Genomic DNA, 17,513 nt, shown 5'->3' with positions numbered 1-17,513 from the left:
GCCTGTAAGCGAGGTGAATCCCCGCCCCTAAGACGGACTCAGCAAAGATGCTCTAGGCATTCTTAGCGTTAGCCTCATCGGATGCTTTGGTGCTCGGGCTCGCAGAGCCTTGTCCATGTACCTTGGTGGGGTAAGTGAACCACTTGCCGTCCTGATACGACAATTTCAGGTCGGAAAGCTCAGGCTCCATGGAAGTGTTCTGGTACATAGGCCTGTTTCCCTTACCCTCAACATGCATCATCGCCTTAGAGTCCTTGGACAGCGTGATACGCCAGTAGTAGAGGGAGTCGCTACCCGATACCTTCTCAGGTTGCGGGGTCATCATCTCAGCCTGAAGCGCATGCTCCGAACCGTAAAACCACCCCTCATTGGACTCATAAAAAGTCACGTAATCATGGAAAGACTTCACATCCCTGCCGGAGGGGTCAGCCTGCTTCAACGGCTCATCGTCACCGGTGAGCACCAGATAGTTGACGCTGGCAAGCCAAAAACTAAAGGCAGAGTATGCGCCATCAATGGTTTTCTCATGCATATTCGCCGGAGGGAGGGGCTTGGGTACATTCTGCGCCTTGTGCGTCTCATCCGCGGGGACGTACTCACCCTTCTTCTCATAGTTATCGAACTTTACCGGCCCCAGATAAGACTTCTCAGAAGAACCATCCGCAGAGGATGAGCTAGCAGAAGTGGAGGGGCTAGCAGAGGCGCTAGAACTTGCTGAAGAGGAAGCCTCTCCAGAAGCAGACGGGGAGCTATCAGCCAACGGACGAATATCGCTGGAGCAGGCACTCAGCATCGTAATAGCGCCCGCACCGGCAGCTAGTAGGGCTGCACGCCGAGAAAGGAAAGTCGTCATCAGAAATCCTTAAGTAGTGAGTATCAGAAGGAGCGGAATTTAACTGTTATTGTCCAAGAGCATGCGCCACATGCCCTCTTTGTACTCCATGATGAACTTCGTCGTGCGAGGAATCGTCTTTTCCTCCTCAACGATAGTCGCGTCAGGCTCACCCTCAATGTGGTACTTAGCGGCAGGATCATAAGCAACAGTCACAAGCCATTCATAACGGTCCTGCTTATTAGCAACCGGCTGAAGCTCATTCTCCGCAATCTCAATCTTGTACGGCTGATCCGAACCGTAAATCCAACCCAGACCCGACTCGTAGAGCTTAATCATGGTCCTAGAGTTCCTCAAAAAAGCCTTCGCAGGATCCGCCTTCATCAGCGGCTCAACATCGCCGGTCAGAATCAGATAATTCTGGGAAGCAAGCCAATAACCCATCAGAGCGTAAGCACCCTCGGGGCTGTTCTCCTTCATCTTCTCCGGGATAAGAGGCTTCGGCACGTTCTGCGCCGGCGCCTCCGCACTCGCCGGAATGTAGGTGCCGCTCCGCTCGTAGTTATTGAACTTAATCGGGCCCACGTATGAGCCGGGCGTGTGATCATCGGTAGGAGAAGGCGACGCAGAGGCGCTCGCAGAAGAGGAAGCCGCACCAGAAGCTGAACCAGAGGAACCACCCGAGCCCTGCGACAGCGGACGAATATCAGTAGCGCACGCAGTCAGCGCCGCAAGAATACCGGTCGCACCCACGCCCAGGAGAGTACGTCGAGTGAAGAAGGTAGTCATCGGAAGCCCTTCGTTGGAACCTATACAGAACAGATAAAAACACCGTGCGCCAGAGCAGGCGTAGACGCCCTGTAAAGACCTATCAGTACGTCAATGTATACACCTTTAAGGTTACCCGAGAGCCGCCACATAGCCCCGAGACCACTTCGAATGTTCAGAAAATTAAGACCCCACACCCAGCGTTTTACCAGGTGTGGGGTCTTCCATCATGAGAAGTCAGCATGCGAGGGAACCTTCAGCAATACGGCAACTATGCGGCGCTAGACAACTCCCACTTGCCGTCCTTGTAATCCAGTCGGAACCTCGCCACCTTCTTCTTCGATTCATCAGCACTCGTCGCCTTCTCCGGCTGACCATTGTAATGCCGTATCATCTTGGGATCCATGTAGGAATAGCCCTCCCAAATAAAGCGAGTATTATTGCTACCCGGCACCTCACGAGGCGCATCCGTCAGCAGCTCAACAATATACGGAGTTTCCGTACCGTACACCCAACCCAAACCCGACGCATACAGCTTAATCGTGCTGGGATACTTCTCCCAGCCGTAACCATCATGGTAAACGATCTCAATCGGACCAGGGTTACCCGTCATCATGAGGTAATTCAAGCTCGCCAGCCAGAAACTTAAGAAAGCATACGCACCATCAACGCTGTGCTCCTTCATATTCGCTGGAGGAACAGGCTTCGGCATATTCTGAGCCATCTGCGTAGCGCTCGCCGGAACGTACTCACCGGTCTTCTCATAGCTATCAAACTTCATTGGACCCTTATAGGACTTACCCGAAGACGGAAGACCCGAGGCTACAGAAGCACTCGCAGGCGCCGAAGCAGAAGGAGACGCCGATGCAGACGCAGATTCGGAGGTGGTCGCCGCCTCCGACGGAGAAGCCGAGCCGGTACTGCCAGCCAGTGGGCGAATATCGCTAGCGCACGCCGTCAACGCAGAAAGTGCACCCGCAACAGCAACACCCAGAGCGGTACGTCGAGTGAAGAAAGTAGTCATCGGAAGTCCTTCGTCGGATCCTTCACCCACAAAGCCGTCAGCACGAGGCTCAAACCTGCAGGTAAAGACCATATGTAGTACGTCAATGTATATACGTTAAGCGTACCCGAGGCACTCTCAGCCGACCCCGGCCATCCGCGGGGTTTTCGCCTGAGTATTCCCTGTATTTCCACAGAGTTCCGGCAGAGTTTCGGCAAAGTCTCGACATAAAGAAGCCCCCGCCCACGGTGCATTACCGCAGGCGGGGGAGAAGCCTACCTCAAGCTGTTATGCCTGAACCGTTATGGTGGGGTCTAGACAGAAGACCTAGGCAGCAGAAGAGCTAGAAGAAGCGGAAGCCGACGAAGAAGAGCCCTCATTACCGGTAAGCATAAACCACTTACCGTCCTTATACTCCACAGCAGCCTTCATCAGCTTGCCGTTCGGGCTAGAAGCCGTCTTAAAAGGGTAGGTCAGACTTACCCTCACGATGAATCTTCGCATCTGCGCTGTAGTTCATGTAGCCCGGCCAGTAGTAACGGGTGCCGCTACCGGAAGGCTTCTGCGGTGCACTACTAATCAACTCCATAGTAACCGGGGTATCCGCACCGTACATCCAGCCCAGATCACTCTCGTACATCAACGTAAATTCCTGCAGGCTCTTCGCATACACATCTGCAGGGTCAGCCTTCTTCATCGGCTCAGCATCACCGGTCATCAGCACATAGTTGAAGCTCGCCAGCCAGTAGCCAATGAACGCATACATGCCATCAACACTCTGTTCGTTCATGTTCGCCGGAACGAGAGGTTTGGGCACGTTCTGTGCCTTCTTCTCAGCCGTGGCAGGAACGTACTCACCCTTCTTCTCGAAGTTATCGAACTTCACAAGGCCCTTATAGGACTTGTCAGAAGAGGAAGACGAAGCCGATGCCGAAGCGCTCGCGGATGCGCTTTCGGACGCACTCGCCGAAGCCTCACCGGAGGGGGAACTATCAGCAAGCGGACGGATATCGCTAGCGCACGCAGTCAATGCCGCCAGCACGCTGGCACTGGTAGCACCCAACGCCACGCGACGGCTCACACCAGCAGAGACGGGGGAAGGGCTCATCATTATCAGCCTTTCAAAAGAAGTCAGCAAAGGAAATTGAGTGAATTGACACCTCCATCATACCGGCAAACACGCAGATACCCGGCAGTAGCCGTCATCGAGTGCCGATGACAAAGCAACCTAATACCGCTGCAAAGCAATCTAAATGCCGCAGCAAAGCATCACCGAGTTCCGGCATAAAGAAACCCCCGCCCACGGTGCATTACCGCGGGGGGGGGAGGGGAGAGAGAGAGAGAGAGAAGCCTATCTTAAGCCGTTAGACCTTACCCATAGGATAGGTGCTTAGACAGAAGAAGAACTCGAAGAAGAATCGGAAGCCGCCGAAGAAGAGCTCTCATCGCCGGTGAGCATAATCCACTTACCGTCCTTGTACTCCACACCAACCTTCGTCAGTTCCCGCGAGCTATCCTCCATAAAGGGTTCATCAGGGCCCTGACCTTCAGCGTGAATCTTCATGTCCGCGCTGTAACTCATGTATCCCAACCAGTCATAGCGAATTCGGCTACCGGAAATTTTCTGCGGTGAATCAGAAAGCAACTCAAGAATAATAGGAGTATCCGCACCGTAGAGCCAGCCCGCATTATTTTCATAGGCAACCGTCAAATTCCGGTAATTCTCCAGCGCATCCGCAGATTCAATCTTCTGCAGCGGCTCAGTATCGCCGGTCATTAGCAGATAGTTGGAACTCGCCAACCAATAACTAACGAACGCGTAAATACCGTCAACGTTCTGCTCGTTCATGTTCGCCGGAACGAGAGGCTTCGGCACATTCTGCGCCTTATGAGTGGCGGTCGCCGGAACGTACTCGCCGTTCTTCTCGAAGTTATCGAACTTCACGAGGCCCTTATAATGCTTGCCGGAAGAAGCAGAAGGCGAAGCGCTAGCCGAGGCACTGGGTGAGGCACTAGCTGAAGCGCTCGCGGATGCACTAGCAGAACCGGAAGTAGAGTTAGACGCCGAGCCATCAGCCAGTGGACGAATATCGCTGGCACAAGCGGTCAACGCGGCAAGTGCACCAGCGGCGGTCGCACCCAGCGCCACGCGGCGGTTCACACGGGTAGATATGGGGGAAGGGCTCGTCATAATCAGCCTTTCAAAGGAAGTCAACAAAGGAAATAGAGTGAGTTGACAACCCCATCATACCCTAAAGTATGCAAATAGATATCAAACGTTTCCACTTGCATCCTTTTGTGAAGAAAGGTCTAAAAAGCTGCAATTAGTGGACTAGGATGCCGAGGGGCTCGCAGATTCCGTGCTCTTATCACCATCCTTATCTTTCTGAGTGCTCATAAACCAAGCACCCTCCTTATACTCCACAACAATCCTCATCGCCTGACCCTGAGAATCTTCAGCCCCCGTAAGGGCCTTATCGCGGTTATCGCCCTCCGTCAGATGCCTCTTCGCATTCTGATCAACCAGAGAACGAGCACGCCAGAAATAAAGAATACGGTCACCCTCAATCTGCGTGGGGGTATCCGTCAGCAGGTACACAGACATCGGCTCACTCGTGTCATAAATCCAGCCGCGCCCCGTCTCATAGAGCTTAATCATCGGCTCAAGCTCCTTGGTGTAGTCAGTGCTAAGATCCGTCTTCTTCATCGGCTCAATATCACCCGTCAACGCCAAATAATTAAAGCTAGAAATCCAATAGCCAATCAGCGCATAGATACCGTCAATACTCAGCTCCTGCACCTTCTCCGGCATGATCGGTTTGGGCACGTTCTGCGCCTTCTTCTCAGCCGTGGCAGGAACGTACTCGCCGTTCTTCTCAAAGTTATCGAACGTGACCTTACCCTTATACGACTTATTCGCAGACGGCAACGTCGGCGAAGCAGAGGCGCTCGCGCTCGCTGACTCAGAGGCGGCAGTATCAACCGGCGGATGCACCGTACGCGCACACGCAGACAACACAGCGGCAAGACCAACACCGCCCGCACCCAACACGGCGCGGCGGCTCAAGGCGACGGGCTTAGAAGAAGATCTAGTCATCAGCAGTCTTTCGGTGAGGTCAACGGACAAGGGGGAGTGAGTCGACACCCCCATCATACCGGGCGCACCTTATAGCAACCGTAAAGCACAGGAGAACAACAAATAGCCGGGCGCATACGAAGACACCCCGTAGCTGCCACACAACAAAAGACAGCTACGGGGTGAACAACGTAATACGCCTCGACTGAACCGGACGCACCGACTAACGGAGCAGATGCGCAAAATTACGGCGCGCATGAGCCACCTTCGGGCTCACCACAAACGCACAATAACCCTGCGCCGGATTCAACGCGTAATAGTTCTGGTGATACTCCTCAGCCTCATAGAACACGCCCAGCGGCTTAATCTCCGTAACAATGGGGGAGGAGTACAGCTGCTGAGCACGCGCCACCGCACGCTCAAACGCCTCACGCTGCTGCTCATCCGCGTAGAAAAGCACCGAACGGTACTGCGAACCGGTATCCGCGCCCTGACGATCCCAGCTGGTCGGGTCGTGGCTCGTGAAGAAAATATCCAACACCGTATCCAAATCGATGACCTGCGGGTCGAAGCTGAGCTTCAGCGCCTCCTGGTGACCGGTCGCACCCGAACACACCGAACGATAATCAGGGTCGGGAGTCTCGCCGCCCGTGTAGCCGCAGACGCTCGCCTCAACCCCGCGGAACTGGCGGTACACCGCATCCAGGCACCAGAAACAGCCGCCGGCAAGAACAACATCAGTCATGATTCCTCCTTGAACTATAAAACCACACTACCTAAAGAACACCGTAGGACCGCATAATATTCCTGCGCTACTGCAGGCTTTGGCGTAAACCGCCACCTGCCCCGCCGCGCCACCTGCCACAATAGAGATATGACTGAAAAACTAGAAACCCCCACCCTCGCAGAAGTCGTCGACGCCTTCCACACACTCTTCCCGCCGCAGCTCGCCGCCGGATGGGACGCCTCCGGCCTCGTCGCCGGACGTGGCGCCGCCAAAGTGAGCACCGTCCTCTTCGCAGTAGACGCCCTCACCGCCACCGCCGAAGAAGCCGTAGCCGAAGGCGCGCAGCTACTCATCACCCACCACCCGCTACTGCTACGCGGCGCAAAGTTCATCCCCGACAGCGACTACAAGGGCAATGTGCTGCACACCCTTATCGAAGGCGGATGTGGCCTGCTCGGCGCGCACACCAACGCAGATGCCGCCGTTGAAGGCGTGAACGAAGCACTCTGTGACGCTATCGGTCTGATTGACCGCGAACCGCTCACCGAAGCGCAAACCCAGGTACTCGACGAACAGGAACACGCAGTAGGCACCGGCCGCCTCGGCACCCTGCCCGAAGAAATCACCCTCAAGGAGCTTGCAGAACGCCTCGCTACGGCACTGCCCGCAACCGCCGGTGGCCTGCGCATCGCCGGACGCGCCGACCAGCCGATCCGCCGCGTCGCCCTCTGCGGTGGTGCCGGTGACTCCCTCTTTGACGCTGTGCGCGCCACCGACGCGCAGGTGTACATTACCGCCGACCTGCGCCACCACCCCGCCAGCGAATTCCGCGAAACCGCACGAGTTGACGGCAGCAACATCGCCCTGATTGACTGCTCCCACGCCGCCAGCGAATCGCTGTGGTTGCGTTCGGCGGCAAACCGCCTGCGCGCCCTGCTCGCTGAGCGCGGTTTCACCATCGAAACGAAGCTGTCTGCACTCAACAGTGACCCGTGGGACTTCACCGTCTCCACCGGCATGGCAACCGGTCAGGACGCGCACTCGGCAAGCACCGCCGCAGCCCCCGCGTGGGAACTCTAGGGCGAGAATTCTAGAAGAATCCGCGCGGATTCCCTCAGCGCGTAAGAGCCCGGGCACCCCGTCCGTTGTGACGAGGTGCCCGGGCTAGAACCGGCCGGCCTACTTAGTTACCTGGCCTACTTAGTTAGCAATGCGATATAGACCGGTAGTGATAGGGTTCATCACACGATGCCGGTAATAAAACAACATCCACTCCAACTCAATGCGGGTCACAGCATGATTCGGTTCAAACATGCCGGTCTCGGGAGTAATAACATTCTGCTGGGTAGCCCACAGAATCTCACGATAGAATGCGGAATCCGGCGTAACATCCGGGAATGACGAAACACCTGATACTTCCGGTGAACCAGACGCACGGTAAATCATTGCGGCAACGGTTGCATTCGTGAGACCGTCCTCCGCGTGGAACTTTCCGTCAGGTCCGCCGAAAGTAACGCCCTTTTCACGAGCCCAAATGTAGGCGGCGTAGTTCGGATTGTCCGTCTTCACATCCGGCCACGGAGAGACTTCAGGAAGGTCCACCTTGGGGCTGCCCTTCATCTCATAAAGGGCGGAAGCCAGCTCACCGCGGGTGGCAGGCTGCTTCTGTTCCTCGTCGTTCAGCGATGTCGAAAAGTACATACGTTCCTCTACGGGTACGTAAGCATTCGTGAACCGCTGGACACCCTCAAACTTCAAATCCTGGTGCGCCAAAAGAACGCCGCGGTGCTCCGGGGCAAAACCCACCATCGGGGTGATGAGAGTCTTATCCGTCTTGCTGGGGTAACCGTAGTCGCTCCACGCCTCAATGACGTACTGCTTGGACGGATCCAGCGTGTTCGCGGGAATCTTGAGATTGACGAAAGCGAAGCCTCCCTCCAGGCCCGTCTCGTATTCATCATCACCGTGGACATAATGCTTCATCTCGCTCATAACCAGGACGGGGGAACCCGTGCCCTTCTCACGAATGACGTACATCATGCCCTCAGCGCCGGGAATGTCATTCCCTACGAAGCCCTGACCCTGAATCAGCAGCTCCTGATCCTTCGTGGGGTCCTTCAAAGCGTCGTATTTCAACTTAGGTGCGAAGGTATCGAAGTGATAATCATTGGTGCTCAGACCGTGATGCGTCACAACGTTCTTGCGAGCCCAGATATCCTGAACGGTTGACTGCGGCTGGCCCTCGGGCTCGGCGAGGATGCCAACCTCGTAACGCACCTTGTCCAGAGTCATATCCGGGAAATACTCCGTGAGGGTGTAGTAACTCGGCAAAGTATTAGCCTCAACATTCAGAGGGGCGACAAAGGTGCCATCATCGTCAATGGTGAAGTCCTTGCCCTCTTCAAACCGCAAGAGGGTATCGGTCACCTGATGGGCGTTGTAGGGGACGTTCTCCTCGGGCGCGATGTAGATGACTACCTTGCCGTGCTGCTTGCGCCACTCCTTGGTGAAGCCGGTGCCCAGAACCGTAATTTTACTGTCCTCACCGGTGTACAGGCCGTCGCCCTCTTGCTTGAAGACGTCACGGCCGTCCTGGTAGTAGTAATCCTCATAGACAACGGTGAAAGACGGCTCATCCGCGACATCCTGAGTTGCAGGGGCGGGGGTATTGGCAGTCGGTGCGTTAGCAACGGGCGCGTTTGCGGTGGGCGCTGCGTCCCGGGCTAACGTCGGGGTCAGCGGCAGGATCATCACGCCCGCCAGTGCGAGCGCGCTATAATTCCGAGCCGCGCGGAGGAATGAAGACTTAGAGTTCGGAAGTGAGGACATAAGACATCCTTAAAGTTGTTTCTCGCAGGGCTCTGCGGGCTCAGCAGTGGGTAGGGAGCTCACCGTTGAATCCGCACACACCCTATGAGAAAAGTGGTTGAAAGCCCCGTCGGTTTCGGGGATATTCTCACCCTATCAAAGCGTTGAACGATTGTCAGGAAACACTCAAGGAGTACTTTAAGGTTTCGAGAAATCTCACACAGCGGTAGCTGTTAAAAGCTGAACCCCGTGCTCCCGAACAGAAAACCATTCGGGAGCACGGGGAACCAGAGAGTTATCCGACGCGCCGCACGCGCCCTCAAGGTAAAACCCGAGGGGATGCGGGCGGTCTAAACGACCTTACTTAGCGCGAGCCTGGAACGCCTCAATCAGAGTCTCCAACTCACCATGAGTCACCATGTACTGAGCATCGAAAGCGCCGTTAGCGTTCAGCACCACCTTGTTCTGCTGAGCCCACAGAATCTCACGGTAGAACGCCGAACCGGGAGCCACATCACTGTACGGGGAGTCGCCCTTAACCGCGGGCGAACCAGCCGCACGGTAGGTGAACGCCGCAACGGTAGCGTTCGAAATGCCTGCATCAGCATGGAACTTGCCGTCCGACCAGCCGAAGGTAATACCCTTCTGACGAGCCCACACGTACGCGGGGAAGTTCGGGTCGGTGGTCTTCACATCCGGCCAGGGAGAAGTCTCAGGCAGCTTCACCTCGGGGGTGCCCGCCTGAACGTACAGGGCAGCTGCGAGCTCACCGCGGGTAGCGAGGGTCTCCAGCTTCTCGTCGGAAGGATCAGGGCTCTGGTTATCGTTCTCATTGGGGTCCTGAGCGTTGGGCAGGTTAGCATCCCTATAACCGTTCGTGCCGTTCAGGTCCAGGTCCTGCCATGCGAGTAGGGTACCGCGGCCCTTGGTGGACCTGCCCACGACCGGAGCGATCAGCTTACCGTTATTGCCGTAACCGTCGTTAGCCCAGACCTCAATCACGTACTTCTTCGAAGCATTCAGAGTGTTTGCCGGAAGATTCACGGTACCGTTCAGGTTGCCATCACGGTACGCCGAAGACTGGGTGGGGTGGTCAAACTCGATAATGTCGCTGGTTGCCAGAACCGGGGTGTTCGAGCCCTTCTCACGAACCACGAGCTGAACGCCCCTAACGGAGTGAATATCGCCGTTAAACCCCTGGCCACCAACGTTCAGATCCTGTGATTTTGCGGGGTCAGTCACAGCGTTGTAACCCAGGCGCGGTGCGAACGGCGCCGGCTTCTCGCCCATAGTATTCAGCACCTGGGTGCTCACCACGTTCTTGCTGGTCCACAGCTCCTGAGCGGTCAGCGGCTTCTGATCCTTCTGTTCAGCAACCACGCGAATTTCGTAGAGGACATCGTACTTGGTGCCGCCGGTCGGGTCGTGGAAGTTGTCATCATCGATGAAGTAGTAGGCAGCAAGCTTGTACGCCTCAACCTTCAGATCAGCCTCAAAAGTGCCGTCATCGGTAATGGTGAAGTCCTGACCCTCCACGAAGCGCAGCATCTTCGAAGTCGGAATCTCGTAGCCGGAGGGCGCGTAGTTCGCGGGGGCAATGTACAGCGCCACGGTACCGTGCTGAGCATGCCACTCCTTGGTGTAACCCGCACCCTTCACATGGATGGTACCGCCCTCAGTCGTGACGAGGGAGGGGTTCACGCCGTCGTACTTGTAACCGTCAGGGATGGAAACCTCAAGGGTCGGGGTAGCCGCAGCGTCCTGGTCGGCTACCTGCGGGGTAGCGGCAGCAACAGCGGCATCAGCGGCAGGAGCTGCATTCTGAGCCAGTGCCGGGGCCAACGGCAGAACCATAGCACCAGCCAACGCCAGCGCGCTGCAACCCTGAGCGGCGCGGAGGAAAGAATATTTAGAATTCGGAAGCGAGGACATAAGACATCCTTAAAGTTGTTTCTCGCAGGGCTCTGCGGGCTCAACGGCGGGTAGGGAATTCGCCGTTGAATCTGCACACACCCTATGAGAAAAGTGGTTGAAAGCCCCGTCGGTTGCGGGGACATTTTCACCCTATCAAACCCTCAGGTAGATGTCAGAGAACACTCAAGGGAAGCTTGAAAGTTTTGAGGCGTTTCACAGGTTAATCAGCCGGTAAAAGCTGAACCCCGTGCACCCGGTGAGAAGAAGACTCTCAGGATGCACGGGGTTATGACTCAGACTAGAACCAGCCCACCATAGTCAGTGCGGTTCTGAAAAATGAACATCATCTGCTCCAGCTCACCACGATTTACCATCGTGGTCGCCTCAAAAATACCCCTCTGCGGGTTAATGACACCATGCTGAGCAGACCACAAAATCTCACGGTAGAAGGCGGAACTCGGATTCACATCCGTAAACGAAGAAACACCGGAAACAGCTGGGGAACCTGCTGCACGGTAGGTGAACGCCGCAACAGTAGCGCGTGAAATACCTGCATCCGCATGGAACTTACCATCAGACCAGCCGAAGCTGATGCCCTTCTCACGAACCCAAATGTACGCAGCGTAGTTCGGGTCGTCTGTCTTTACATCCGGCCACGGGGAGACTGCAGGGAGGTTCACCTTGGGGGCGCCAGCTTGAAGGTACAGTGCCGCAGCTAGCTCACCGCGAGTAGCGCGCTGCTGCTGTTCCTCATCGCTAAGCTTTGAGAAGAGGTGCTTATACTTGGGCTTGGGTAAAGATACATTCGTGAATTCCTTAAGACCTTCAAACTTCAGGTCCTGACGGCCCATAAGGACACCGCGGTGCTCCGGCGCCAAACCCACCAGCGGTGTAATCAGAGTCTTATCCGTCTGGCTGACATAGCCATAGTCGCTCCATGCTTCAAGGACGTACTGCTTAGACGGATCCAGAGTGTTCGCGGGAATTTTGATGGTTTTGTAAACAGCATTTCCCCACAGCTGAAGTGTGCCATTGCCACGATCGTAGTAGCGCTCCATCTCGCTCATGAGCAGGACGGGGGTGCCGGTGCCCTTCTCTCGAATCGTGTACATGACACCCTCACGGCCGGGGAGTTCATTCGCGCTGAAACCCTCACCCTCAATCATCACCTCCTGATCTTTCGCGGTGTCCTTCAGGGCATCGTACCTCCAATGGGTCCCGATAATTTTAGGATGGCGACGGGCATATATCGGCTGGTGGATAGCTACATTCTTACGAGCCCAAATATCCTCAATGGTCGGCCACGGCTGATCCTCGCCCACGGTAAGGATGCCAATCTCATAACGCACCTCTTCCCAGCGGAAATTCGGGGCATCATAACGGATGGGGTCGTAGAAAGTAGCCAAGTCGCCATATTTGATAGTCAGGGTGGCCTCAAAAGTGCCGTCATCGGCAATAGGGAAACGCCAACCTTCTTTAAAGAAAAGCACCGACGTTGAAGGCTCAGTGTTGCCGGGACGATCTTTTGTGGCGGCAATGTAAAGGACTGCCTTGCCGTGCTGCTCACGCCATTCCTTGGTGAGGCCGGTGCCCCTCACCGTAATTTCGTTGTACTTATCGGTGTACAAAGCCGCACCCTCCCCATAATCAATGGTGAAAGACGGGCCATCCGTGACGTCCTGAGAAACCGGGGAAGCGGTATTGGCAACCGGCGCGTTAGCGACAGAATTGTTAGTGACCGGTACTGTATCCTGAGCCAGCGCCGGAGTCATCGGCAGAACCATCGCGCCAGCCAACATGAGCGCGCAACAACCCTGCGTTGCACGGCGGAATGAAGACTTAGAACTCGGAAGTGAGGACATAAAGCATCCTTAGGGTACGTCCCATTGGATGTTTGCAATTCCTGCAGGATGATTTCCGGCCGATTCTTCACCGTCGAAGTTGCGCTGACCCAATAAGAAAGTCGTTGATTATCCCCGTCGGTTTTGGGGGTAGCCTCAGCATATCAAACCCTTAATGAGAAGTCGCAAGAAATCTCAAGGAATAGTTGAAAGTTTTGAATTTTTGTGTCGCAATGATTCCGCGAGCACCCAAAAATAGGTGCAGAAAAAAGCAGAGAAAACGGGCATAGAAAACCCCGTGTTCCCGAATAGAAAAACCATTCGGGAACACGGGGTATTCAGCTTAGAACTAGGCTGCCTTACTTAGCGCGGTTCTATCTGGCACCGTTCTACTGAGCGCGGTTCTGGAAATTGAACAGCATCTGCTCCAGCTGACCACGATTCACTAGGTCCGTCGCATTAAAAGCGCCGAAATCCGGAGTAATGACATACTGCTGAGTGGACCACAGAATCTCACGGTAGAAAGCGGAACTCGGATCAACATCCGTGAACGAAGAAACACCAGAAACAGCCGGGGAACCCGCTGCACGGTAGGTAAACGCCGCAACCGTAGCGTTCGAAATGCCGGCATCCGCGTGGAACTTACCATCAGACCAGCCGAAAGTAATGCCCTTCTGGCGAGCCCACACGTAAGCGGGGAAGTTCGGGTCGGTGGTCTTCACATCCGGCCACGGGGAGACCGCCGGGAGGTTCACCTTGGGGCTACCGGCCTGAGCGTACAGCGCCGCAGTCAACTCGCCGCGAGTAGCGCGCTGCTGCTGCTCCTGGGAGGTGAGCTTCGAGGTCAGGGTCTTGTATTCTCGCGTGGGCGCAGTAGCATCCGTGAAGTTCGGAACGCCCTCAAACTTCAGATCCTGACGAGCCATAAGAACACCGCGGTGCTCCGGCGCGTAACCCACAATCGGGGTGATGAGGGGCCTGTCCTTCTTGGTGAGGTCGTAGTCGTAGTCGCTCCACGCCTCAACGACGTACTGCTTAGAAGGATTCAGGGTGTTTGAGGGGATCTTGATGGTGCGGTAAAGAGTGCCTCCCTCCAGGCGGGTTACGCCATCGGGACTCTCATAGTAAGACTTCATATCGCTCATCGCCAGGACGGGCGTGCCGGTGCCCTTCTCACGAATCACGTACATGGCACCCTCGCGGCCAGGCAACTCCTCCCCAACGAAACCCTCACCCTGGACCAGTAGCTCCTGATCCTTCGTGGTGTCCTTCAGCGCATCGTACTTCAACTTAGGTGCCATGACCTCAGGATGGTAAGCGCGGGTGTACATCGGATTGTGGGCGATAACGTTCTTGCGAGCCCAAATATCCTCAATGCTCGACTGGGGCTGGCCCTTAGCCTCGGTCAAAATACCCGTCTCGTAACGCACCTCGTCCAGGGTGATACCCGGGAAATAATCGATGGGAGTGTAGAAACTCTCCAGAGCCTTGGCATTGATGGTCAGCTTTGCCTCAAAAGTGCCATCATCGGCAATGGTGAAGTCCTTACCCTCTTCAAAACGGAGCATTGACATGGAAGGCTCAGCGTTACCGGGGCGGTCCTTCGTAGCAGCAATGTAGAAGACAACGGTGCCGTGCTGCTCGCGCCACTGCTTGGTGAAACCGGTACCATTCAGAGTCACTGTGCCACTCTCGCCGGTGTACAGAATACCGTCATAATCAGCGGAGTACGTCGGCTGTGCCGCTGCGTCCTGAGCAGCCGGCTTGGGAGTTACAGCATTCGCCGCCGGTGCATTAGCCACAGGTGCCGCATCCTGGGCGAGTGCCGGAGTCATCGGCAGAACCATAGCTCCAGCCAGCACCAGTGCGCCGCAACCCTGCGCCGCACGGAGGAAAGAAGACTTAGAGTTCGGAAGCGAGGACATACATCATCCTTACGGGTCGTACCCATCGGGATGATGCGGTTTCATAGGGTTTCTGGGGTGAGAAATCTCCGTTGAATCTGCGCCAACCCAATGAGAAAAGTGGTCGAATATCCCCATCGGTTTCGGGGACATTTTCACCCTATCAAAGGGTTGAACAGATGTCAGGAAACACTCAAGAGAGGCTTGAAGGTTCTGATGGTTTTCACAGGTTGACCAGCCACTAAGAACTGAACCCAGCATGCTAAACTCAGCAAACTAAACCCCGAAAACAGAACCCCGCGCTCCCGAATAGAAAACCATTCGGGAACACGGGGTTATTCGTGCGACTAGTGTCGACAAGCAGAGCCAGTTTAGCGGGCCAGCTTATCGAGACTGGAAAGCAGTCAGAACAGTCTCCAGATGGCCGCGAGTCAGCAACTGCTTAGGAATGAAATAGTGACCACCGTACACAGTAGGCAAATTCTGGCTCGCCCACAGAATCTCACGATAGAACGGAGCACCAGGCTTAACATCCACATAGGGAGAATCGCCCTTCACCGCAGGAGAACCAGCCGCACGGTAGGTGAACGCCGCAACGGTAGCGTTCGAGATACCAGCGTCCGCATGGAACTTGCCGTCCGACCAGCCGTAGCTGATGCCCTTCTCACGAACCCAGATGTACGCCGCGTAGTTCGGGTCGTCAGTCTTCACATCCGGCCAGGGGGACGTCTCAGGCAGCTTCACCTCCGGCGCGCCAGCCTGAAGGTACAGAGCCACCGCCAGCTCGCCGCGGGTAGCGCGTTCCTTGCGCTGCTCATCGGTCAGACTAGGCTTCTTATCATCAGTGTTGGACGCATCAGAACCCTTAAAATTCAGGTCCTGAGAAGCCAGCAGAGTACCGCGGCCCTCGGGTGCCTTACCCACCACGGGAGCGACAAACTCGCCGTCCTCGTAACCGTTGTTACCCCACACCTCCACGACGTACTTCTTCGCCGGATCCAGAGTGTTCGCCGGGACCTTGACGCTACCGGACAGCTCACCGTTCACGAACTCAAAGGCTCGGTCGTGGTGGTTGTACTCAATAAGGTCACTGGTTGCCAAAACCGGGGTGTTCGAACCCTTCTCACGGATTACATACTGAACACCCTTGGGGGAAGCAATCTCACCGTAGAAGCCGGTACCCGAGAAGTAAATATCCTGATCTGCTGTGGTGTCACCCAGAGCCTTGTACTCCACCTTGGGAGCAAACTTCTCAGGGCGGTACGCTTGAGTCTGCACCGCAATACGTTGCACCACGTTCTTACCAGCCCACAGGTCCTTAACCGTCAGCTGGGAGTCGCCCTGCTTCTCAGCAACCAGGTCAACCTCGTAACGCACCTCGTAACGCGGGATACCGGGGAAGTAGTTGCGAGGCTCGTAGTAGTTCAGCAGCGCGCCCGGCTTGACGGTCAGCTGAGCATCCAGGGTGCCATCCTCGGCAATGGTGAAGTCCTTACCCTCCTCAAAACGGAGCGGCGTACCATCAGCGGGCAGAAGGCTACCATCGGGAACGCCCTGAGAAGCGGCAATATAAACTGCTACGTTGCCGTGCTTCTCACGCCATTCCTTCGTGAAACCCGAACCCTTCACGTGAACGGCGCCGCCCTCGGAGGTGTACAGCAGCTGAGCCTTGCCGTCGTACAGAACCTCAAACGTCGGGGTAGACTCCTGAATAGGCTTAGCTCCCGGAACATCCGCAGCCTGCGAACCATCAGAACCATTAAAGTTCAGCGCCTGGGAAGCGAGCAGGGTACCGCGGCCCTCGGGAGCTTGACCCACGACGGGAGTGACAAGCTTATCGCTACCCTCGTAGCCGTTATTGCCCCACACCTCGACGGTGTACTGCTTAGCTGAATCCAGGGTGTTAGCGGGAATCTTAACGTTACCGTTGAGGAGCCCATGCTGGTACTGGGACGAATACTCGGGGTCGTTGTACTCGATGATGTCGCTGATAGCCAGGACGGGGGTGTTCGAGCCCTTCTCACGCACAACAATCTGAACACCCTTCGGGGAGTTAATATCGCCGTTGAAGTCCCAACCTGAGAAGTTCAGAACCTGATCGTTACCGGTATCCTTCAAAGCGTTGTAGCTCCAATGAGGAGCGAACTCATCAGAAGTGGCAACAGGATTCTCGCGGACGCGATCATCCGGCAGGGAACCAGCAACAGCCGCCGCAGGAGCATCCGCAACAACATTCTGAGCAATCGCAGGAGACATCGGCAGAACCATCGCGCCAGCCAACGCCAATGCACCGCAACCCCGTGCTACACGGAAGAAGGACGAAGCCTTGAAATTCGGAAGAGCGGACATAATCATTCCTTATCGGTCGAACCCATCGCGCCAATGCAGTTTCTGAAAGGGAGTGAGAAATCTTCGTCGAATCTGCGCCAACCCAATGAGAAATGGTCGAATATCCCCGTCGATTTAGGGGACACTCTCACCCTAGCAAAGGGTTGAACAGATATCAGGAAACACTCAAGAGAGGCTTGAAGGTTCTGAGGGTTTTCCCAGGTTGACCAGCCGCTAAGAACCCAACATGCTGAACTTCGAAAAACAGAACCCCGTGCTCCCGAACAGAAAAACCATTCGGGAACACGGGGT

General features: G+C 55.8%; 14 protein-coding genes. 1 reads left to right on the top strand and 13 read right to left on the bottom strand.

The genetic code is table 11. The features are described from left to right. Positions 1 to 52: 52 nt before the first annotated feature. The 8 genes from ROTMU0001_RS00535 to msrA all read right to left on the bottom strand — a co-directional run bounded on the left by ROTMU0001_RS00535 (position 53) and on the right by msrA (position 6,424). On the bottom strand, positions 53 to 853 hold the full coding sequence (locus ROTMU0001_RS00535) for a DUF6318 family protein (RefSeq protein WP_005507527.1): 801 nt from the start codon (positions 851 to 853) through the stop codon (positions 53 to 55). A 39-nt stretch (positions 854 to 892) separates the two neighbouring features. After that, positions 893 to 1,621 (bottom strand): DUF6318 family protein, encoded by a 729-nt coding sequence (locus ROTMU0001_RS00530; protein ID WP_005507526.1) that lies wholly within the window; start codon positions 1,619 to 1,621, stop codon positions 893 to 895. 250 nt (positions 1,622 to 1,871) lie between these two features. Further along, positions 1,872 to 2,624, bottom strand: a complete 753-nt coding sequence (locus ROTMU0001_RS00525; RefSeq protein WP_005507524.1) for a DUF6318 family protein — start codon at positions 2,622 to 2,624, stop codon at positions 1,872 to 1,874. Between the two features lie 306 nt (positions 2,625 to 2,930). Beyond that, the gene (locus tag ROTMU0001_RS09170; protein WP_245534264.1) at positions 2,931 to 3,092 is read right to left on the bottom strand and encodes a hypothetical protein; all 162 of its coding nucleotides are present in this window, start codon (positions 3,090 to 3,092) and stop codon (positions 2,931 to 2,933) included. Then, on the bottom strand, positions 3,064 to 3,714 hold the full coding sequence (locus ROTMU0001_RS00520; protein WP_005507522.1) for a DUF6318 family protein: 651 nt from the start codon (positions 3,712 to 3,714) through the stop codon (positions 3,064 to 3,066). The genes ROTMU0001_RS09170 and ROTMU0001_RS00520 overlap by 29 nt, the downstream gene beginning before the upstream one ends. A gap of 279 nt (positions 3,715 to 3,993) precedes the next feature. Beyond that, positions 3,994 to 4,794 (bottom strand): DUF6318 family protein, encoded by an 801-nt coding sequence (locus ROTMU0001_RS00515; protein WP_005507520.1) that lies wholly within the window; start codon positions 4,792 to 4,794, stop codon positions 3,994 to 3,996. Positions 4,795 to 4,935: 141 nt separating this feature from the next. Then, positions 4,936 to 5,700: a DUF6318 family protein gene (locus tag ROTMU0001_RS00510; protein ID WP_044141713.1), complete on the bottom strand. Its 765-nt coding sequence runs from the start codon at positions 5,698 to 5,700 to the stop codon at positions 4,936 to 4,938. A gap of 202 nt (positions 5,701 to 5,902) precedes the next feature. Next, entirely contained in the window at positions 5,903 to 6,424 is a 522-nt protein-coding gene (msrA, locus tag ROTMU0001_RS00505; RefSeq protein WP_005507518.1) for a peptide-methionine (S)-S-oxide reductase MsrA, read from the bottom strand. Between the two features lie 129 nt (positions 6,425 to 6,553). On the opposite strand from msrA, the gene ROTMU0001_RS00500 reads away from it, so the two are divergent. Then, positions 6,554 to 7,486, top strand: a complete 933-nt coding sequence (locus tag ROTMU0001_RS00500) for a Nif3-like dinuclear metal center hexameric protein (protein ID WP_005507517.1) — start codon at positions 6,554 to 6,556, stop codon at positions 7,484 to 7,486. Positions 7,487 to 7,606: 120 nt separating this feature from the next. Here ROTMU0001_RS00500 and ROTMU0001_RS00495 read toward each other — a convergent pair whose 3' ends face one another. The 5 genes from ROTMU0001_RS00495 to ROTMU0001_RS00475 form a co-directional block, all read right to left on the bottom strand. Beyond that, positions 7,607 to 9,235, bottom strand: coding sequence for an S-layer homology domain-containing protein (locus tag ROTMU0001_RS00495; RefSeq protein WP_005507516.1), 1,629 nt, complete (start codon positions 9,233 to 9,235; stop codon positions 7,607 to 7,609). A gap of 339 nt (positions 9,236 to 9,574) precedes the next feature. Continuing rightward, entirely contained in the window at positions 9,575 to 11,146 is a 1,572-nt protein-coding gene (locus ROTMU0001_RS00490) for a hypothetical protein (RefSeq protein ID WP_005507513.1), read from the bottom strand. Between the two features lie 275 nt (positions 11,147 to 11,421). Continuing rightward, positions 11,422 to 12,990: an S-layer homology domain-containing protein gene (locus ROTMU0001_RS00485; protein WP_005507512.1), complete on the bottom strand. Its 1,569-nt coding sequence runs from the start codon at positions 12,988 to 12,990 to the stop codon at positions 11,422 to 11,424. A 368-nt stretch (positions 12,991 to 13,358) separates the two neighbouring features. Next, positions 13,359 to 14,894 (bottom strand): S-layer homology domain-containing protein, encoded by a 1,536-nt coding sequence (locus ROTMU0001_RS00480; RefSeq protein WP_005507509.1) that lies wholly within the window; start codon positions 14,892 to 14,894, stop codon positions 13,359 to 13,361. Between the two features lie 363 nt (positions 14,895 to 15,257). After that, positions 15,258 to 17,222, bottom strand: a complete 1,965-nt coding sequence (locus ROTMU0001_RS00475; RefSeq protein ID WP_005507508.1) for a hypothetical protein — start codon at positions 17,220 to 17,222, stop codon at positions 15,258 to 15,260. Between the last annotated feature and the right edge of the window lie 291 nt (positions 17,223 to 17,513).

Origin of the sequence: Rothia mucilaginosa ATCC 25296, from assembly GCF_000175615.1 — a bacterium.
GTDB lineage: Bacteria > Actinomycetota > Actinomycetes > Actinomycetales > Micrococcaceae > Rothia > Rothia mucilaginosa.
The sequence above is the reverse complement of the archived record's forward strand: the minus strand, read 5'-3'. Positions and strand labels throughout refer to the sequence as shown.